Below are 18,729 nucleotides of genomic sequence, written 5' to 3' on the forward strand. Positions count from 1 at the left end.
CAAAGCAAAAGGTGTGCCGGACCTCTGGAGCTCAATCGTTGGAATTACTCTGCGTTCCTACAGCCTCAAGCCAGAATCTCAAGACCATATTTCTGCACGATGGTCAGCAACTTCAAAGCCATTCCTCCAGGTCTTTTAGCTCCCGCTTCCCATTGCTTGACTGTAGAGGTACTGGTGTTCAGATACCGGGCAAACACCGGTTGGCTAACGCGACTGCGTTCGCGGATTTCCTTGATTTGCGCCGGATTGATTTCAGCTGGCACTTCGGCGATACAGGTTTGGTCGAACTCACGCATTGTCGCCTTGTCGATTGCCCCGATTTCAAGCAGGGCAATAGCCGATTCGTGGACCGACTGCAGCGCCTCACTGTTGAATTTGTTGTCACTGCATATCTCCAAAAAATCCTCACGATCTACCAGACGCTGAATCTGGTCATTGCTCAAGCCTTCGTACCGCTTGGCAAGCTTCTGTGACGCCCACCATAACCTCCCCCGTCATCGCTTCCAGCTCAAACGACTCCAAGAAAAAGGCGAGAACATGAACATCACATTACAGATTATCTGCTCGCCAGGTCGGCGGTTAATCTGGCATCTCAAACATAGACGCCCCCATCATGCGCAATCGTTTGCACCACAGTGGCGCACGGCCATGTGCTTCCGGCATATCCCATACCGAACCGGCATAACGTTGTATTTTTGCGCATGGTAGCCTCGCACGATTATTGTGTTGGCGTTGATCGTTCCCTTCGATGATGGCCAGAACCAGGAAACGCCATGTCCAGAATTTCCCACTCCGCCCTGCGCCGCAATTTCCGTGAATTGCTGGCTTCCAAAGCCTGTTATGAAACCGCTTCCGTCTTCGATCCGATGTCGGCGCGCATTGCCGGCGATCTCGGTTTCGAAGTCGGCATTCTCGGTGGTTCGGTGGCCTCGCTGCAGGTCCTGGCAGCGCCGGACTTTGCGCTGATCACCCTGAGCGAGTTCGTCGAACAGGCCACCCGTATCGGCCGTGTCGCCCAGTTGCCTGTCATTGCCGACGCCGACCACGGCTACGGCAACGCGCTGAACGTCATGCGCACGGTTGAAGAACTGGAGCGTGCCGGCGTTGCGGCGCTGACCATCGAAGACACGCTGCTGCCCGCGCAATTCGGGCGCAAATCCACCGACCTGATCACCATTGAGGAAGGCATCGGTAAAGTCCGCGCCGCCCTGGAAGCTCGTGTCGATCCAGAACTATCGATCATCGCCCGCACCAATGCCGGCGTGCTGCCGGTCGAGGACATCATCGAGCGCACTCAGGCTTACGAAAAAGCCGGTGCGGACGGCATCTGCATCGTCGGCATCAAGGACTTTGAGCATCTGGAGCAGATCTCGGAAAAACTCACCGTCCCGCTGATGCTGGTGACGTACGGCAATCCGAAGCTCAACGACAGCCAGCGCCTGGCGGACCTTGGCGTGCGCATCGTCGTTGCCGGGCACGCGGCCTACTTCGCGTCGATCAAGGCGACCTACGACAGCCTGCGCGCCCAGCGCCGCATCACCCGCAGCACGGAGAACCTCAGCGCCACCGAGTTGACCCACACCTACACCCAGCCGGAAAGCTACGTGGCGTGGGCCAAAGAGTTCATGGATGTGCAGGAGTGATCCCAACGGGATCTGGAATCACAGCGTAGTCGTTTCTGCAGCCATGCGGCTTGCAAGCGGCAACAACTGACATGCCGCCGAGGAGCCGGACGGCTTCAGAGCTCCAGATTTCTCAACGATCAGAACAACCCCATCTGTCCGCCGATCAAGGTGCTGAAGTCATCCTGCACGAACGGCAGAATCGCATCGGCAATCGGCTGCAGTTGCCGGGTGATGTAGTGGTCGTAGTCGATGGGGGCGCTGCGCACTTCCAGCGGTTCGGGGCCTGCGACCGTGATCACGTAGCTGATCCAGCCACGGTTCTGATATTGCAGCGGCCGGCCCTGTTTCTGGTTGTACTCATCGGCGATGCGCGCAGCCCTGACGTGAGGCGGAACGTTGCGTTCATAGTCGTCCAGCGCGCGACGCAGGCGTTTGCGGTAGATCAATTGATTGTCCAGTTCGCCCGCGAGCGTGCGCCGCACGTAGTCGCGCACATAGTCCTGGTACGGGCGCCGATTGAAGATGCGCAAATAGAGCTCCTGCTGAAAGGTCTGAGCCAACGGAGACCAATCGGTGCGTACGGTTTCAAGGCCCTTATAGACCATTTCGTCTTCGCCACTGGCGCGAGTGACGAGCCCCGCGTAGCGCTTTTTGCTGCCCTCCTCCGCGCCGCGAATCGTCGGCATCAGAAAGCGCTTGAAGTGGGTTTCGAACTGCAACTCAAGCGCGCATTCCAGGCCGTATTCATCACGCAGGTGCTCACGCCACCAGTCATTCACGCCCTCGACCAGCGCCTTGCCGATGTGCGCGGCCTCTTCCTGACCGTGGGGGCGTTTGAGCCAGACAAACGTGGAGTCGGTGTCGCCGTAGATCACCTCATAGCCTTGGGCCTCGATGAGCTGGCGGGTCTGACGCATGATCTGATGCCCGCGCAGGGTGATCGACGACGCCAGCCGGGTATCGAAAAAGCGGCAGCCGCTGGAACCGAGCACGCCGTAGAAGGCATTCATGATGATTTTCAGCGCCTGAGACAGCGGCGCATTGCGCTCACGCTTGGCGGCTTCGCGCCCCTCGGCCACCCTTGAGACAATCGCGGGCAGGCAGTGCCGGGTGCGGGAAAAACGAGCCCCGCGAAAGCCTTCGACCGACTCACTGTCTTCGGGGTGTTTGAGGCCTTCGATCAGGCCGACCGGATCGATGAGGAAGCTGCGGATGATCGACGGATACAGGCTCTTGTAGTCCAGCACCAGCACAGACTCGTACAGGCCTGGCCGCGAATCCATGACGAACCCGCCAGGACTGGCTTCGGGCATGCGCTCGCCCAGATTCGGCGCGACGAAACCCTGACGATGCATCAATGGCATATACAGGTGCTCGAACGCCGCCACCGAACCGCCGCTGCGGTCGGCGGGTAACCCGGTGACGGTTGCCCGTTCCAAGAGGAATGTCAGCAGCTCGGTCTTGGCGAAAATCCGCGTGACCAGTTCGCAGTCCTTGAGGTTGTAGCGCGCCAGCGCGGGTTTATCCTCAGCGAACATGCGGTTGATTTCGTCCATGCGCTGGTACGGGTTATCGATGGCTTTCCCCTCACCCAGCAGCGTCTGCGCGACGTTCTCCAGACTGAACGACGCAAAGCTCCAGGTCGCAGAGCGCAGTGCTTCGATGCCATCGATGATCAGCCGCCCTGCCGCCGCCGCGAAGAAGTGGTTGTTTCGGGCGCCGTGTTCACGCCAGGTCATGACCTCGCCATCACGGCCCAGACGCAGCGGCACGTTCAGACGTCGTGAATGTTCATGCAACACGCGCAGGTCGAACTGCACCACGTTCCAGCCGATAATCGCATCGGGGTCGTGCAGCGCCAGCCATTCATTGAGCCTCTCCAGCAGGCTCACGCGGCTGTCGCAGTATTCGAACTTGAAATCCACTTGGGACGCATCGCCGTTGGCCGGCCCGAGCATGTACACCTGACGCTCGCCGCAACCTTCCAGTGCGATGGAATACAGCTCGCCGCGCTCGGTGGTTTCGATATCGAGCGACACCAGTTTCAATTGCGGCCGATAGTCCGGAGCCGGTTTCATCTGCGCGTCCAGCAGCAAGCCGTTGGCATCCGGCGTTCCGCCGAACTGCACGGGCGCTGTGATGAAGCGCTCCATCAGATATCGCTCTGGCGGGCGGACATCAGCCTCGTAGATGTCGACACTGGCCCTGCGCAGGTCTTTTTCCAGATTCATCAGTTGCCGGTGCTGCCGGGTATAGAGGCCCAGCACTGGCCGATGGCGGAAGTCGCAGAGTTCCAGGGGCTTGAGTTCGACGTTCTTTTCGCTGCGCAGCACGGCCTCGGCGCGCTCGCGGTGTTGCGCCGGGATGAAGGCGACCGAAGTCTGCAAAGGCAGCCGCAGGCGACGCGGGCCGTCGTCCGTCGCCAGCCAGAATTCGACTTCCGTGCCTGCGTCGGTATCGCGCCAATGCCGGGTCAGGACGAAGCCCTGCTGTAAATCCACCTGTGCAACCTCGAAAACTGTCTTTCAGGGGTGGGATTCTACGGCGATCACTGCCGGAAAGCCCGCAGTCTGGCGCGCTTGTTCCGGCTGCCTGAACAATCAATGGGGAACAATGCACGCCGCCGCGCTATCAGAAGATCACTCGCACACCATCTGAGGGATCCAGCATGCTCGTTCGACGTACCTCTCTGGCGGCCGCCGTCGCCGCCTCACTCCTCTGCTCCATGGCCTTTGCCGCCGAACTGCCTCCCGAACAGCTTCTGAAAAAAGCCGAAGCCGAACAGAAGGCGTATCTGGCCACCGTAAAACAACTGGTAGACATCGACACCGGCACCGGCCAGGCGCCAGGGCTGAAAACCGTCAGTGCGGTGCTGGTCGAACGCCTCAAAGCATTGGGCGCAACCGTTGAAACCACACCCGCGACGCCCTCTGCAGGCGACAACATCGTCGGCACGATGAAGGGCAATGGCAGCAAGAGCTTCCTGTTGATGATTCACTACGACACGGTTTTCGGCCCAGGCACTGCAGCGAAACGGCCGTTCCGGGTCGATGGCGAGCACGCTTACGGACCCGGTGTCGCCGATGCCAAGGGCGGCGTGGCGATGGTGCTGCATTCGCTGAAGCTGTTGCAGGATCAGAAGTTCAAGGACTTCGGCACCATCACCGTGCTGTTCAACCCGGACGAGGAAACCGGATCGGCGGGCTCGAAGAAAATCATTGCCGATCTCGCGCGCAAACATGACTACGTGTTCTCGTACGAGCCGCCCGACAAGGACGCGGTCACCGTCGCCACCAACGGCATCAACGGCGTGTTCGTCGACGTCAAAGGCAAATCCTCCCATGCAGGCTCCGCCCCCGAGGCAGGACGCAACGCGGCGATGGAATTGGCCCATCAGCTGGTACAACTCAAGGATCTGGGAGATCAGGCCAAGGGCACTACCGTGAACTGGACGCTGATCAAGGGCGGCGAGAAGCGCAACATCATTCCGTCCAGCGCAGCGGCCGAGGGCGACATGCGCTACTCGGACCTTAGCGAAACCGACCGCGTTCTCGCCGACGGGCAGCGCATCGTGCAGAACAAATTGATCGACGGCACCGAGGTCACCTTCCGCCTCGACAAGGGCCGCCCGCCACTGGTCAAGAACCCCGCCAGCGAAGACCTCGCGAAAACCGCACAGGCCCTGTACGGCAAGATCGGCCGCAACATCGAGCCCATCGCCATGCGCTTCGGCACCGACGCCGGCTACGCCTACGTCCCCGACAGCCAGAAACCCGCCGTGCTCGAAACCATGGGTGTGGTCGGCGCGGGATTACATGCCGATGATGAATATGCAGACCTGTCGAGCATCGCGCCGAGGTTGTATCTGAGCGTGGCGATGATTATGCAATTGTCTGCCCATCCTTGACGCCAATACGTGCGCGGCGGCTGTGGCAGACTTCGCCGCGCAGTGGCGAATTGGTGAAGGATTTAAAGTAATGGCCGAGCGGTTGTACTCGACTCAAGAGATCAGTCTCTCTCCAGAGCGCCAGCAAGAAGTCTTGCGCTCGCTGGAACTGCAGATGGACCGTAAGCACAAGCCAAAGACGGACTCACTTAATCGCGTCTTGACCGAAATGTTCGACGACCGACCTTATTTCAGTACTCGACTCACAGCTGGGTGGGAACCGGATCGGACCAGCCGTGGATTGACGAAGTTACTGAGCATTTACAGACCCAGGGAGCTACAGAACATTTGAGAGTGCAGCGCAGCGATGCTTGCATATAGGCACGACCGCGATCGTTTGGTCGAATACTTCTCGTGGGAGGGAGCTTGCTCGCGAAGCGTTTTGGACATTCGCTGAAGCTGCAGCGGATGTACTGCCCACTTCGCGAGCGAGCTCCACACGGTCCGCAGTTTCTGGAAGTCGAGTGTTGTTCACCCGAATGTTTGAAGTCCGGCGCTGTTCATGCAAACGCCGCGGATCCTGTGGGAGACGCCGGAGTTTACGACGGCAGCGATGGCGGTGGGTCAGTCAGTACCTACCAGCCTGAATCACCGCGTCGCCACTGTCGTAAGCTCCCAGCAGCTCCCACAGGGTCCGGGGTCTCTGGACGTCGGAGTTGTTCACGCGGCATGTTTGAAGGCCGGCGCTGTTCATGCAAACGCCGCGGATCCTGTGGCAGACGCCGGAGTTTACGACGGCAGCGATGGCGGTGGGTCCGTCAATATCTACCAGCCTGAATCACCGCTTCGCCACTGTTGTAACCTCCAGCAGCTTTCCCACAGGAACGTTAACAGTCCGGACGTTTGACGCCATTTCGGAGTGATCGGTACCGCGGTTTTCGGTCTACTCCAACGCCCCAACCACCCCACCCACAATCATCTCCACATCCGCCTCATCGATGATCAATGGCGGCAACAAGCGAATCGTCTGCCCCCGCGTGACGTTGATCAGCACGCCATGGTCCTGTGCGGCCTTCAGGCAGAGGTCACGGATGGGCCGATTCAGCTCGATCCCGACCATCAGACCCAGGCCCCGAACACCCGCCACATCCGGATGCCCGTGCAAGGCTTCGCGCAATCGCACCACGAGGCGTTCGCCCTGCCCTGCGGCGTTGTTCAGCAAGCCCTGCTGCTCGATGATATCCAGCACGGTGCAGCCCACGCGACAGGCCAGCGGGTTGCCGCCGAATGTGCTGCCGTGACTGCCTGGCGTGAACAGCCGCGCCACGGCCGCCGATGCCACGCAGGCACCGATGGGAATGCCATTGCCCAGTGCTTTGGCCAGGGTCATGACGTCCGGGACGATGCCGTCGTGCTGATGCGCGAACCAGCGACCGGTGCGGCCGATGCCGGTCTGGATTTCGTCGAGGATCATCAGCCAGCCGTTGTTGCTGCAATGCGCGCGCAGGGCTTTGAGATAACCCGGCGGCGGCAGCGCAACCCCGCCCTCGCCCTGGATCGGCTCCAGCATCACCGCGACGATGCGCTCGCCATAGACCCGCGCGGCCTGCCGAATGGCGTCCATGTCGCCGAACGCGACCTTGACGAACTCACCCGACATCGGGTGATACCCCAGGCGCGCCGTGCCGTTATCGCTGGCCGACAGTGTGCCGAGGGTGCGACCGTGGAACGCGTTTTCCATGACCACCACCAGAGGCCGTTCGATGCCTTTGGCCCAGCCATACAGACGCGCCAGTTTGAGCGCAGTTTCGTTGGCCTCGGCGCCGGAATTGTTGAAGAACACCTGCTCCAGGCCAGACAGCCGTGTGAGCTTCTCTGCCAGCCGCTGTTGCCAGTCGATGCGGTAATGATTGGAGGTGTGCAGGAGTAACCCCGCCTGTTCGCAGATCACCGAGACGATCCACGGGTGACTGTGGCCGACATTGGTCACGGCCACCCCCGCCACGGCGTCCAGGTACTGACGGCCGCTGTTGTCCCAGAGTCGCGCGCCTTCGCCCCGGACGAAACTCAGTGGCAGCGGTTTGTAGGTGTTCATCAGGCAGGCGGCGGTCATGTTCGAAGCTCCATCACGGTGGGATGCAGCCAGTATCGTTAACCCGATTTGCTGTATAAAGATCGACTTACTTCAGTGACTTTAAAGCAGAGATTGATAATGGACGTTTTCCAGGCCATGGCCGTGTTTGTCAAAGTCGTGGAAAGCGGCAGCATGACGGCCGCCGCGCGGCAGTGCGAAATGTCGACGACCATGGTCGGCAATCACCTCAAGGCGTTGGAGCAACGACTGGGCGTGAGCCTGTTGCAACGCACCACGCGCAGGCAAAACCTCACCGAGTTCGGGACGCAGTACTACCGCCGCTGTGTGGAAGTGCTGGCGCTGGTGAACGATTCCGAGCGCATGGCCGAACAGGCACAGACTCAGCCCAGCGGTACATTGCGCATCACCGCGCCGCCTGCGTTTGGCGCTGAACGGCTGGCGCCGATGCTCAGCGATTTCATTCAACGCTACCCACAAATCAAAGTGGAAGTGGTGCTGAGCAATCAGTTGATGGACCTGGTAGAGCACGGCTTCGACGCCGCCATTCGCCTCGGTGTCCCGGAATCTTCTGCGCTGATCGCACGACCTCTGCGCGATTACACGCTGACCATTTGCGCGTCGAGAGACTATCTGCAACGCCGGGGAACGCCGCTGCGCGCCGAAGACCTTGGCGATCACAACTGCCTGGCGTTCGCCTACCCGGCCGGCGATGACTGGCGCGCCGCCGACAAGCTATGGAAGCTCACGGGGCCGGAAGGTGTGATGGAGATCCCGGTGTCGGGCTCGATGATCGTCAACAGCTCACCCGCCTTGCGTCAGGCAGCGTTGTCAGGCATGGGCATTGCCATGCTGCCCGATGTGCTGGTCAGCGAAGACCTGCAAGCAGGCAGGCTGGAGCCGTTGCTGCAGCAGTATCAGCCTCCCAGTCGCCCGATGTGGCTGATGTACCCGCAGGATCGCTATCGACTGCCCAAAGTCAGGCATTTCGTGGAGTGTGCGCTGACTGAATGGGGGCAGTGAATCCCTGCGCTCAGTCCGGCTCCGCCACCGCAATCAGATCCATCTCCACCGTGGCGTTCTTCGGCAGCTGAAAGACGCCCACCGAACTGCGGGTATGGGCGCCTGCTTCACCGAACACGAAGAACAGCAGCTCCGATGCGCCGTCAGCCACCTCGCTCTGCTGGGTGAAGGTGTCAGTGCATTGCACGAACAGCGTCATGCGCAGCACACGTTTGATGTTGTCGAGGCTGCCCAGGCTGCGTTGCAGCAAGGCCATGGCGCGCAAGGCACTTATTTTCGCCCCCAGTTGCGCCCGCTCCAGGGTCACATCGGCGCCCGCTCGGCCGGTGACCACCACGGTGTCACCCACTCGCGGAATCTGCCCGCTGATGTAAATCTGATCCTCGTGACGAATCAGCGGCACGTAATTGCCTCCAATCCTGATCTCGCCATCGAAGTCATACCCCAACTGCTCACACGCCTGTCTGAAGCGAGCATCACACGACATTTTCAGTCCTTTTCGTTCGAAAAATGAATGAGAGCGCCTGCGCCCTCAGCATAAGGCTTGCCTCCACCATTTGCGCCATCAATCCCCGAGAGTTCCATAAACCCGAATTGATAACGGACATGTCGGGTATCGACAGAGAGAAATAGTGCGAATAGCCCTACGTCGATACAGTCATTACATCCTTAATCAAATGAGTCGAGGTTGGAAATGTCACGCGCCATCAAATTTCATCGCTTCGGCAAAGCCGATGTGCTCAGTTGCGAGGAGCAGCCTGACCGGTCCCCCGGTCCACAGGAAGTGCTGGTTCGTGCCGAGGCCATCGGCATCAGCTGGGACGACGTGTTGTGGCGGCAGAATCTGGGGCTGAGCAATGTGCAACTGCCTGCTGGCATTGGCAGCGAAATGGCCGGGATCGTCGAAGCCGTAGGCTCTGGCGTGACCGATTTGCAAGTCGGTGACAAGGTCGCCAGCTTCAAGGCCATGAGCGCCAACGACTACCCCGTGTGCGGCGATCATGTACTGGTACCGCGCAACGCCCTGACCCGCTACCCGAACGTCCTGACGCCGGTCGAGGCCAGCGTGCATTACACGCCCATGTTGCTGGCGTACTTCGCCTTCGTCGATCTGGCAAAAGTGCAGCCCGGCCAGACCGTGCTGGTCACCGACGCCGCCTATAGCCCGGGAATCGCTTTCGTTCAACTGGGCAAGGCGCTTGGTCTGCGGGTGATCGCAGCGACCCAGCACGCGGAACACCGCGAATACCTGCTGGCGAACGGTGCCGAGCGAGTGATCGTTACGGACGAAGACGACATTTGCCTGCGCATTGCCGCACTGACCAAAGGCCAGGGTATCGAGGCGGTGTTCGACGGTTTCGGCGGCATGCAGATGTCGATGCTCGGTGACGTCCTCGCACCCCGCGGCAGCCTGGTGCTGTATGGCTTGCGCGGCGGCAACAAGACGCCGTTCCCTGCACTGCAGGCGTTCCGCAAGAACATGCGTTTTTTCGTGCACTGCCTGGAGAACTTCACCGGCAAACCGGAGTTGGGTATCGAACAGGACACGGCGGCGATGAAACGTGCGCTGGACACCATCAATGAGCTGACCGTTCAGGGCCTGCTCAAACCGGACATCCATCGCACCTGGCCGTTCGAGCAGTTCGGCAAGGCGCACAACCATCTGGATGAAGACCCGGTGCGAGGTCGTGTGGTGTTGATGGTGCGTTGAACCACCGTCCGCGAATGTCACAGCGGTACCGTCTGCGCAATGCAGCGGGGCCTTTGATTCAAAACAGCATGGGCGCTTACTGAAGTCGACGGTAAACGCCTGAAGAATGTCCCCTTTTCCCTCGCTCTTGATCTTCCGTTGCCAACAGATGGCCGCAGAGGGTAGATCGCGCCTGCGAATCTGCAGGGTCCATCAGCAGCGCGTAATCAGGCCCTGCCGGGCAATGCGGGTCAGGTGTCGAATCACGGATTCAGCGTGTTCGGCATCTGGCGCCTGAACCACGGCGAGGTCGAACTGGTCGTTGGTGAAACGTTCGAGAGAGTCGTGGGTGTCGATGAACTGGATCAGGAAGGCGTGGGGCCCGTGCTGGCGACGGGGCCAGCCATCCAGGTAACGCAGCAGCGTTGGCTGATGGGAGCCGCCAAGGAGGATCTTGGGATTACGACGGGTGAACTGGCTGGCAATAGGTGCCAGACGGACGAGGGGGCGTGGGCTGGGGATGCTGCTCATAGTGTGGTTTCTCTGCCTCAGTGTTCCGCTGGGCAGCGGTGAGAGGCAACACCGAACCAGCGCTTTAGCGGTATTTCGATGGCGTTTTCACGACATCCGGCGCCCCGCAAGTAGCTGTTTAAATCGGCGCATGAGCAGCATCCTAGAGAAGCGGTGTGGGGATTGTCAATTGGCGGTGCAATGGTGGGGATTACGTTCAGATCCATTATCTTGGACGGCCCTTATATGGGGAGACGCTGGAGTTGTGCGACGGTACGGGCCGCGACTCGGACCATGCGGTCTGCAAATACCCTGTCTGCAACTGGCCCACCACTATCGCTGCTGTCGCACAGCTCCCGCTTCTCCCACAGGGATTGGTGCTGAACTCTACAACCTCGGCTCGACACATAACCCTGTCGCAGTCCGGCTTGCCGGCGGTGGCGCAAGTGAGGTCGCCTTCGTTAAGGAACGACGGCGACGGTGTTGCCAAACCAGAAGCAAGAGCGTTCTGGTCACTTTCGCGCTTTTCGAGAGTGACCCGCTGTAAGCGCGCAAAGGTGAATCGGCGTCAACACCGATAATGAATACACACGCAAAGCCAAAAGCCAGCTGACAAAAAAATCCCGATCTCAGAAAGACCGGGATTCTCGATAAAGCACCAATCGTTACTTAGTGGCGATCACCCGATCCAGCGAAACGCGTCCAGCGCCTTCCACCAGCACCGCAATCGCCGCACCCAACAACGCCAGGCCAAACTCGTAACCGTTGTTGGCCATGAACAGCCCGTTATGGATATGCACCGACAGGATCGCCACCACCAGCATCACAATCAACACAACAGCAGCAGGACGCACCAACAGGCCCAGGAACAGTGCCAGACCACCGAAGAACTCGGCACTGCCCGACAACAGAGCCATCAGATAGCCCGGATTCAGACCCAGACTGGCCATGTACTGACCGGTGCCTTCCAGACCATAACCACCAAACATGCCGAACAATTTCTGGCTGCCGTGAGCCATGAAGATGATGCCGACGAGAATGCGCAGGAGGGTGATGCCGTAGCCAGCGCGGGTGTTGAACAGCGATTTGAGTTGAGTGTTCATGGCGTTTAATTCCATTTGGGAAGAAGAAAGTGGCGCCATGATAATCGGATTAACAAATATGAATACCGCAAAAAACGCATCATCAATATCGAAATACTAGATTAATCGCGAACAGCCACTTTACGCTGTGAAGGACTCTCCAGCGAACTGCGCTCCTGGTCGTACGCCAGATAGTATTTGTTCACACTATTAACGTAGCTGACCACACCCATCCCCACCTGCTCCATCGCCACCCGTTCGACCTGGAAGAACCACTGATTGGGGTTCAGGCCCTGACGTTTGGCCTGGGTGCGCATCGCCTGCACCCGCTCGGGCCCCAGGTTGTACGCTGCGAGCGTGAACGCCATGCGCTCGCGCTCATTGATCCGGGGGCTGGCGAAAAACTTGCGCCGGATCATCGCCAGATACTTGCTCGCCGCCTGAACATTCCCGTCAACATCGTGGATATTGCCCACGCCCACCCGTTGCGCCGCTGAAGGCGTGATCTGCAGGAGCCCCGTGGCGCCGCTGCCGCCCTTGGCGGTCGGGTTCAGTTGCGACTCCTTGAAGGCCAGGGCGGCGAGGTCAAGCCAGTCCATTTTCTGCGCGTCGGCATGACGTTGCAGGGTTGGGCGCAATTTCTCCAGACGCTGGCGATCTTCACGTGCCAGGGGATAGTGGACGCGGTAAAGATCCTTGTAAGCCTTCTGGAACGCGATGTCCTGATTGGCGGGCGGCTCGTAGGTTTCCAGGAATCGGTCGACCGTGGCATGCAACATCACGGCGTCCTTGCGCACGAACCAGTTCATGTCGCCCGGATCGCTGAGCGCCAGCGAGCGGTCGACGCGCAGCTTGGGCATGACCTTCGCCCAACGCTCGGCAATCGGCTGCTCGACCACAGTCAGGTGATAAATCCCGGCCTGAACCATTTCCAGCACGTCTTCAACCGCAAGGCTCGGGTCGACCCACTCGATCTTTACCGGCGGCAACTTGCGCAGTGCCAGCTTCTGATTCAGTTGAATGATGGCTTCGTCCGCCGCACTGCCGTTGGCCAGCATCAGTGTGCGCCCCGACAGTTGCTCGGCGCGTTTGAAACTGCGCTCCCCGCGAACCCCGACCACCACCAACGGCACGTGGCTTACCACAGGTTCGGTGGCATCGACGTAGTGAGCGGCGCTGGCATCAAGCAGTTCGCCGGGCGCAACCATGTCGCCCTCCCCGCGTTGCAGCGCAGCGAGCAATTGGTCTTTGGCTTTGGGGATCAGTTTGAGGGAAACTTTCTGGCCATCGCGGGCGTGGCCGTTGAGGTATTGCTCGAACGCTTGCAGACGGCGGTACTCGACCCCGATGGGCTGGCCTTGCACTTCACCGGAACTGTTGCGGCTCTGGTTGACCAGCACGCGCAAGACCTTGCTGCTGCGAATGGCGGCGAGGTCGCGGACCTGAGTTTTCTTGATGACCACCGGCGGCCCGGCAGGACGCGCCTGGGCGTGGGTCGGAACCAGTAAAAGACACAGCAACGAGATCAGAGAGGCTCGGATCATTGACGCTCCGGGAAAATGCCGAAAAAACGGGCTTGAAGTCTGTGTTGGCCAGTCGCCAGCGCTGCGGACAGGTTCCGCAGCAGCAACATCACAGGGATCTAATAATTCTAAGCAGTTGAGTCTGCTTGTTTTTTATCGCTTCAATCGCTCTGGTATTCTTCTCGGCCTCCGGCCTGAGGTAGCACCATGCAACTAATCGACATCGGCGTCAATCTGACCAACCCAAGCTTTGCCTCAAAAGAGCGAGACGTTCTCGACCGTGCATACACTGCGGGCGTGGCTCAGTTGATCCTCACTGGCACCAGCGTCGAGACCAGCGAACAGGCTCTGCAGATGTGCCGCCAAATGGACGAAAGTGGTCAGCGATTATTCAGCACCGCCGGGGTACACCCCCATTCGGCGAGCGATTGGACACTCGACACCGAGAAACAGTTGCATGCCCTGCTCAAAGAAAATTCGGTGTGCGCAGTCGGCGAATGCGGGCTGGATTTCAACCGCGATTTTTCGCCGCGTCCGCAACAGGAAAAAGTTTTCGAAGCGCATCTTGCCCTGGCGGTCGCGCTGAAAAAGCCGGTGTTTTTGCATGAGCGTGATGCCGACGAGCGGCTGCTGGCGATCCTGCGCGACTACCGCGATCATTTGCCCGCCGCCGTGGTGCATTGTTTCACCGGCGAGAAACGCGCGCTGTTCAGCTATCTGGACATGGACCTGCACATCGGCATCACCGGCTGGATCTGCGACGAGCGCCGGGGTACACATTTGCACCCGCTGGTTCGGGAGATCCCCCGGGGGCGGCTGATGCTGGAAAGCGATGCGCCTTATCTGTTGCCGCGCAGCCTGCGTCCGAAGCCGAAAAACGGCCGCAACGAACCGGCCTATTTGCCCGAAGTGCTGCGCGAAGTGGCGCTGCATCGCGGGGAAACCCTAGAAGACGTTGCCGCCCACACCACCGCCTGCGCCCGGTCGTTCTTCTCGTTGCCCACTGTTTAACCTCCCAGAGCAGCAGGGCTTGCCGCGTTCGTGACGTCACCGAACGCACTGCGCGCCAGACCGTGGACGCGGCCAGCACCAGCGATGAACTGGCGACCCTGGCCAGAGAATTGAACACGGCAATCGGGCAGTTACGGCTTAAGCCGCGAACCCATTGCTTTCCCTCATGCTGGCTATGACACCGATAGCAAACCTCGATTCGCCGTCGTACGACGGCGGGCCTATTCTGAACTCATCGAAAACAGTTCTTATTCAGGCTTCACGAGGTCATCATCATGCCCAAGTTCATTTCCAACCTGCACCTTGAAGACTTCTTCTCGGCCAACAAGTACGGCCTTTCGTCGAAGCTGGTGCTGTCGTCCATGGCGTTCCCGCTGTCCGTCGTCTCGGGCTTGTTGTTGCTCGATGCGGCGCTGAATTCCAGCGTAACGTCTGCTGGCATCGGCATACTCGGCCTGATCGCAGCGCAGGCCATCAAAACCCGAGGCCAGTAAGGTCTCGGGGCAGTTCCCCAATTCAGCGTAATCCCTCGTGCAACAACCTTCACCCGGCGGCTCTCAGCCTGCGCTTTCAAGCTCCCTCTTTAACCAAAAACCGTCACTGTCTGGCGACTGATCGCCACCAACTCTCCTTTCGGCGTCCACAGCCCCGCAGCCACGTGCCCGTAGCCATCGCGCGCATGCTCGATCACGGCGCGGTATTGCGTCCAGTCATGAGTGGTCAGTTCCGGCAACGGCTGCACGAACTCGATGGTCCAGGTCAGCGAACTGCCCGGCGCCGGTTTGTTCAGGTGCGGCAAAACCGCGGGTGGCCAAGTGTCCGCAAGCGCCAGCAAATGGGCCTCAGTGAGTTTCTCTTCTTCGACATCCTTCAGCCGCGCATAGCCGCCGATGGCTGGCGACTTGGTATTGGTGTACGGCAACCCGCCCAATGCCCAGCGCATGTCGATAAATCGCAGGTATTCGGGCATGACGCCTGGAATGAAGGGGAATGGCGGCACGTCTTCGACGGGCTTGAATTGCGGCGCGGGCTCGGCCTGAACAGCGATCATCGACTCACGGGTCGCACCGAAACTGCCTTGGATCAGGGTCATGGTCTCGCCATTCTGCACCGCCCGCCCGAGCACCTGGCTGACCGCCTTGCCCTCGCGCAGGATTTCCACCTCGAACGAGATCGGTACATCGATTGCCGGAGGGCCGACGAAGCAGATCGCCAGTGAGCGAACAGGCCGATCCGCCGGGACTTTCGCCCGCATGGCTTCATATTGCAGGGCCGCCATCAGCCCGCCGAAGCACGAGCGCCCCTGGGACCAGGACGCCGGAATCGTCACGGCCTGGGGGTTGTCGCGAACAGCGTCGAGCAATTCGGAGAATTTCATGCGCACTCCATGTGGCCGATGACGAACATCTCCAGATGGTAGCGAGGCGTCGGCCGCAGGACAGGGTTCATAACTGCCAATCCTGCGGCTTGATCGGGGTCAATGGGCTGGAGCGTCACCAAAGCAGGCCTGAAACAGGCGGTCGAGCGCTTTGTCCGACTTTTCTTCGGCGCGCAGAATGCCCAACTCCCACCCGGCGACGCACGGCGCCAGGTCCGACTGCTGCTGCGCCTGGGCCAGCCACTGCAGGTGATCGTGCCAGTCACCCAATGCGCCCTGCGCGGCTTTGAGCCTTTTTTGCATGCCGGCCGGCTGATGACTGAGCTCGGGGTACGCCTCGGCGGCATAACGCACGCGCTTGATCAGCAAGCGCAAGCGATGCCGGTCGTGAGCCGGATCGGCCATGGCTTCGCGCAACTTCTTCCACTGCTTGTCCATGCGTTTTTCGATGCGTTGACGCAGCTTTTTCAGCAACCCGTGACGTTGTTGGGCGCGCAGAAACGAGGGCAACTGGTCCAGCACACCGAACAGCCGGTTGAGTTCGGCAGACGTGGCGACCTTCGGACAGGCTGATTGCAGATGCCTGGTGCGTTTCGACGCCGCCTGATCGTGGCCCTGCTCAGTCAGAAATGCCGCCAGCACCTGCATGTCGCGCAGCGGCGTAGTCAGTTCGCCAACCCCTTTGGCAGCCTCCTCGACCTGGTCCATCCCGGGTAATCCACGCAAGGGCCGCAACACACTGCGCAGCCGTCGCACAGTGGTACGCAGATCGTGCAGCGCCTCACTGTCGGTGGACGCCGCCAGCCGCGCGTGACAGGCCAGCAACTTGACGTTGAGACTGAGAATCTCGGCGATCAGGTGATCGACCATGGCAGACATGTGTGACTCCTTATCCAGCATTAAGGCTGCTTGTCTTTCACCGCCGACAAGCGCCAGGGCAGACTGCGGCGCAGATATTTCAAACGCCGGCGCAAATGGCCGACCGAGCCGGATATACCGGCATAACGTTGGGCTTCGAACTCTTCGGCAAAGCCTTCGATGGCTTCGGCGTGCGCAGGAAAACGCTGCGCGGCCCGACGGGCAAAGGCTTGCGCACCCTCGCCTTGTTGACGTCTGAGACCATGACGGGCGAGCAGTCGTTCGAACGCGTTGAACAGGCGCAGCTGTGAGTCGCTCTCACGCCGCCAGGGCTTGAATAGCCACAACGCCAGCAAACCGAGAATCACCAGCGCGCCAGCAGCGAACACCGGGGTTTCGAAGCCGGAGAACCAGCGGCCCAGCACCTGCAATTGTTGCTGGCCCTGATAACCCAGAACCCAGCGTTGCCAACCGTAGTTGAGGTTATCCCAACTCAGGCGGATCGAGTTCAGCCAGGCCAGATGCCGATAACGCAATGCAGACATGGGCGAGTCGGCGAGGAAGTCCTCATCCGCGGCGAGAGCCTGCTCCAGCCCCTGTTCGATTCGTGCAGGCGCCACGGCGGCGGTGGGGTCGACGCTGCGCCAGCCGACACCCGCCTGCCAGTACTCGACCCAGGCGTGGGCGTCGAACTGGCGCACGCTGATGTAGTTGCCATCCGGATTCAGCTCACCGCCCTGATAGCCCGCCACCACACGGGCGGGAATACCGGCCGCGCGCAGGACGAAGGTCATCGCGCCCGCGTAATGGGCGCAAAAACCGGCGCGGCTGGCGAACAGGAAATCGTCGATGCTGTTGGGCCCCAGCTGCGGCGGTTTCAGCGTGTAGTGGAAAGGCTGTTCAGTGAAATACGACAGCATGGCATCGACCAGCGCGTCGGGTTTCGGATAGCGCCGGTGCAGGTCGGCGGCCCACTCTCGCGCTTCCGGATTGCCTTTGGCCGGCAGTTGCAGATCCTGCAGGCGCCCGCCATCGCTGAGCGCGGTTTCGCGCACGGCGTCAGGCCAGGAGTTCACGTTATAGAGCATCGATTGCTCGACGGGGCGTCGGCGTTGCCAGCGGAAATCGCTCATCTGACGAACCCCCGCGAGATCGGTCTCGCCCACGTCCAGGGTCATCAACCAAGGCTTCCCGGTCGGCTCCATGACGATGCTGTAGCTGAGCTTTTCTCCTTGCTTGCGCCAGTCGGGAGCGTCCGGCACTTGCGCTCGAGAAGACTGCGACCAGCGTCTGCCATCGAATTGCTCCAGGGTCAGCCCGCGCCAGTATTGCTGATTGCGCGGCGGCACCGCCCCCTCGAAACTGGCGCGGAACACCAGAGCGGCGGACTTGCTCAACTCGGCGATGTCACCCGGTGCCATGCTGTCGGAGAGGCCAGTCAACGCCTTGTTGCTGGGCTGGGGCAACGACCAGAGCGGATCGAGGCGCGGGAAGAACAGAAACAGCAGCAACATGAGCGGCACCGCCTGCAACAGCAGCTTGCTCGCCAGCATCAGGGTGCCCGCCGGTTTATTCGACAGGTTCGATTGCTGCAAGCCGATCAACGCGGCGAGCAAGGTCGCGATGGGCAGCAGGGTGAACAGCCCCCAGAGCAGCGCATCCTCGAACAGATAGCCAACGGCGACGCAGAAGAAGCCCAGAAAGATCAGCACTAGCGCATCGCGGCGGGTCTGCATCTCCAGCATCTTCAGGATGAACGCAGCGATCAGCAGCGCCGCTCCGGCGTCCAGCCCCACCAGACTGCCTCGCGCGAGGAAGATCCCGCCTGCGGTGCCGACCAGCAACCCGGATTTCACCCAGGTCCCCGGCATCCGCACCCGCATGCGGAAGATCTGGATGCGCCAGAAGGTGCAGACCAGCCACAACACTATGAGGGAGACAGGGATGTGCAGGGCAAACGGCACGATCACCAGCGCCTGCGCGATCAACAGCCAGTTGAGGCTGACCCGCGGGATCGGCTGGGCAAGACTGGCCGATGTCATGACGACCTC

General features: G+C 60.5%; 16 protein-coding genes. 6 read left to right on the forward strand and 10 right to left on the reverse strand.

The annotated features are described in order from the left end of the window. Window positions 1-65: 65 nt before the first annotated feature. On the reverse strand, window positions 66-392 hold the full coding sequence (locus BWR59_RS18495; RefSeq protein ID WP_081567184.1) for a DNA-binding transcriptional regulator: 327 nt from the start codon (window positions 390-392) through the stop codon (window positions 66-68). Window positions 393-773: 381 nt separating this feature from the next. Between BWR59_RS18495 and BWR59_RS18500 the strand changes: the two genes are divergently transcribed. Then, window positions 774-1,643, forward strand: a complete 870-nt coding sequence (locus tag BWR59_RS18500) for an oxaloacetate decarboxylase (protein ID WP_081567077.1) — start codon at window positions 774-776, stop codon at window positions 1,641-1,643. A gap of 119 nt (window positions 1,644-1,762) precedes the next feature. Here BWR59_RS18500 and BWR59_RS18505 read toward each other — a convergent pair whose 3' ends face one another. After that, window positions 1,763-4,126 carry a DNA polymerase II gene (locus BWR59_RS18505; protein ID WP_081567078.1) on the reverse strand — a complete coding sequence of 788 codons (2,364 nt, stop codon included), beginning with the start codon at window positions 4,124-4,126 and terminating at the stop codon, window positions 1,763-1,765. 167 nt (window positions 4,127-4,293) lie between these two features. Here BWR59_RS18505 and BWR59_RS18510 point away from each other — a divergent pair, with 167 nt between their 5' ends. Beyond that, window positions 4,294-5,532, forward strand: a complete 1,239-nt coding sequence (locus BWR59_RS18510) for a M20/M25/M40 family metallo-hydrolase (protein ID WP_081567079.1) — start codon at window positions 4,294-4,296, stop codon at window positions 5,530-5,532. A gap of 922 nt (window positions 5,533-6,454) precedes the next feature. Here the strand turns inward: BWR59_RS18510 and BWR59_RS18525 are convergent. Further along, on the reverse strand, window positions 6,455-7,624 hold the full coding sequence (locus BWR59_RS18525) for an aspartate aminotransferase family protein (RefSeq protein WP_081567082.1): 1,170 nt from the start codon (window positions 7,622-7,624) through the stop codon (window positions 6,455-6,457). A 99-nt stretch (window positions 7,625-7,723) separates the two neighbouring features. On the opposite strand from BWR59_RS18525, the gene BWR59_RS18530 reads away from it, so the two are divergent. Then, window positions 7,724-8,626 carry a LysR family transcriptional regulator gene (locus BWR59_RS18530; RefSeq protein WP_081567083.1) on the forward strand — a complete coding sequence of 301 codons (903 nt, stop codon included), beginning with the start codon at window positions 7,724-7,726 and terminating at the stop codon, window positions 8,624-8,626. Window positions 8,627-8,636: 10 nt separating this feature from the next. Here the strand turns inward: BWR59_RS18530 and BWR59_RS18535 are convergent, their stop codons facing one another. Then, entirely contained in the window at window positions 8,637-9,113 is a 477-nt protein-coding gene (locus tag BWR59_RS18535; protein WP_081567084.1) for a RidA family protein, read from the reverse strand. A gap of 207 nt (window positions 9,114-9,320) precedes the next feature. Here BWR59_RS18535 and BWR59_RS18540 point away from each other — a divergent pair, with 207 nt between their 5' ends. Then, window positions 9,321-10,337 (forward strand): zinc-dependent alcohol dehydrogenase family protein, encoded by a 1,017-nt coding sequence (locus tag BWR59_RS18540; RefSeq protein ID WP_081567085.1) that lies wholly within the window; start codon window positions 9,321-9,323, stop codon window positions 10,335-10,337. Between the two features lie 192 nt (window positions 10,338-10,529). Here the strand turns inward: BWR59_RS18540 and BWR59_RS18545 are convergent, their stop codons facing one another. The 3 genes from BWR59_RS18545 to BWR59_RS18555 form a co-directional block, all read right to left on the reverse strand. Further along, window positions 10,530-10,838: a hypothetical protein gene (locus BWR59_RS18545; protein WP_081567185.1), complete on the reverse strand. Its 309-nt coding sequence runs from the start codon at window positions 10,836-10,838 to the stop codon at window positions 10,530-10,532. 653 nt (window positions 10,839-11,491) lie between these two features. After that, on the reverse strand, window positions 11,492-11,929 hold the full coding sequence (locus tag BWR59_RS18550; RefSeq protein WP_081567086.1) for a DoxX family protein: 438 nt from the start codon (window positions 11,927-11,929) through the stop codon (window positions 11,492-11,494). A gap of 101 nt (window positions 11,930-12,030) precedes the next feature. Beyond that, on the reverse strand, window positions 12,031-13,452 hold the full coding sequence (locus tag BWR59_RS18555) for a transglycosylase SLT domain-containing protein (protein WP_081567087.1): 1,422 nt from the start codon (window positions 13,450-13,452) through the stop codon (window positions 12,031-12,033). 186 nt (window positions 13,453-13,638) lie between these two features. Between BWR59_RS18555 and BWR59_RS18560 the strand changes: the two genes are divergently transcribed. Beyond that, on the forward strand, window positions 13,639-14,442 hold the full coding sequence (locus BWR59_RS18560; protein ID WP_081567088.1) for a TatD family hydrolase: 804 nt from the start codon (window positions 13,639-13,641) through the stop codon (window positions 14,440-14,442). Window positions 14,443-14,717: 275 nt separating this feature from the next. After that, the gene (locus BWR59_RS18565; protein ID WP_081567089.1) at window positions 14,718-14,936 is read left to right on the forward strand and encodes a hypothetical protein; all 219 of its coding nucleotides are present in this window, start codon (window positions 14,718-14,720) and stop codon (window positions 14,934-14,936) included. 89 nt (window positions 14,937-15,025) lie between these two features. Here the strand turns inward: BWR59_RS18565 and BWR59_RS18570 are convergent, their stop codons facing one another. From BWR59_RS18570 to BWR59_RS18580, 3 genes are all read right to left on the reverse strand, one after another. Beyond that, on the reverse strand, window positions 15,026-15,820 hold the full coding sequence (locus tag BWR59_RS18570; protein ID WP_081567090.1) for a thioesterase family protein: 795 nt from the start codon (window positions 15,818-15,820) through the stop codon (window positions 15,026-15,028). Window positions 15,821-15,919: 99 nt separating this feature from the next. Then, a complete protein-coding gene (locus tag BWR59_RS18575) occupies window positions 15,920-16,699 on the reverse strand; it encodes a CHAD domain-containing protein (RefSeq protein WP_081567091.1) in 780 nt (259 codons plus the stop codon). Window positions 16,700-16,719: 20 nt separating this feature from the next. Continuing rightward, complete coding sequence (locus BWR59_RS18580) at window positions 16,720-18,720, reverse strand: DUF3488 and DUF4129 domain-containing transglutaminase family protein (protein ID WP_081567092.1); 2,001 nt, start codon at window positions 18,718-18,720, stop codon at window positions 16,720-16,722. Window positions 18,721-18,729: the final 9 nt, after the last annotated feature.

It is taken from the genome of Pseudomonas sp. Bc-h (assembly GCF_002080045.1).
Taxonomy (GTDB): Bacteria; Pseudomonadota; Gammaproteobacteria; order Pseudomonadales; family Pseudomonadaceae; genus Aquipseudomonas.

Excerpts from the sequence above, each read along its gene's own strand:
- BWR59_RS18525 (WP_081567082.1), bottom strand. The coding sequence starts at position 7,624 with ATGACCGCCGCCTGCCTGATGAACACCTACAAACCGCTGCCACTGAGT.
- BWR59_RS18560 (WP_081567088.1), top strand. The coding sequence starts at position 13,639 with ATGCAACTAATCGACATCGGCGTCAATCTGACCAACCCAAGCTTTGCC.
- BWR59_RS18555 (WP_081567087.1), bottom strand. The coding sequence starts at position 13,452 with ATGATCCGAGCCTCTCTGATCTCGTTGCTGTGTCTTTTACTGGTTCCG.
- BWR59_RS18570 (WP_081567090.1), bottom strand. The coding sequence starts at position 15,820 with ATGAAATTCTCCGAATTGCTCGACGCTGTTCGCGACAACCCCCAGGCC.
- BWR59_RS18550 (WP_081567086.1), bottom strand. The coding sequence starts at position 11,929 with ATGAACACTCAACTCAAATCGCTGTTCAACACCCGCGCTGGCTACGGC.
- BWR59_RS18510 (WP_081567079.1), top strand. The coding sequence starts at position 4,294 with ATGCTCGTTCGACGTACCTCTCTGGCGGCCGCCGTCGCCGCCTCACTC.
- BWR59_RS18575 (WP_081567091.1), bottom strand. The coding sequence starts at position 16,699 with ATGTCTGCCATGGTCGATCACCTGATCGCCGAGATTCTCAGTCTCAAC.
- BWR59_RS18500 (WP_081567077.1), top strand. The coding sequence starts at position 774 with ATGTCCAGAATTTCCCACTCCGCCCTGCGCCGCAATTTCCGTGAATTG.
- BWR59_RS18540 (WP_081567085.1), top strand. The coding sequence starts at position 9,321 with ATGTCACGCGCCATCAAATTTCATCGCTTCGGCAAAGCCGATGTGCTC.
- BWR59_RS18580 (WP_081567092.1), bottom strand. The coding sequence starts at position 18,720 with ATGACATCGGCCAGTCTTGCCCAGCCGATCCCGCGGGTCAGCCTCAAC.
- BWR59_RS18530 (WP_081567083.1), top strand. The coding sequence starts at position 7,724 with ATGGACGTTTTCCAGGCCATGGCCGTGTTTGTCAAAGTCGTGGAAAGC.
- BWR59_RS18535 (WP_081567084.1), bottom strand. The coding sequence starts at position 9,113 with ATGTCGTGTGATGCTCGCTTCAGACAGGCGTGTGAGCAGTTGGGGTAT.
- BWR59_RS18565 (WP_081567089.1), top strand. The coding sequence starts at position 14,718 with ATGCCCAAGTTCATTTCCAACCTGCACCTTGAAGACTTCTTCTCGGCC.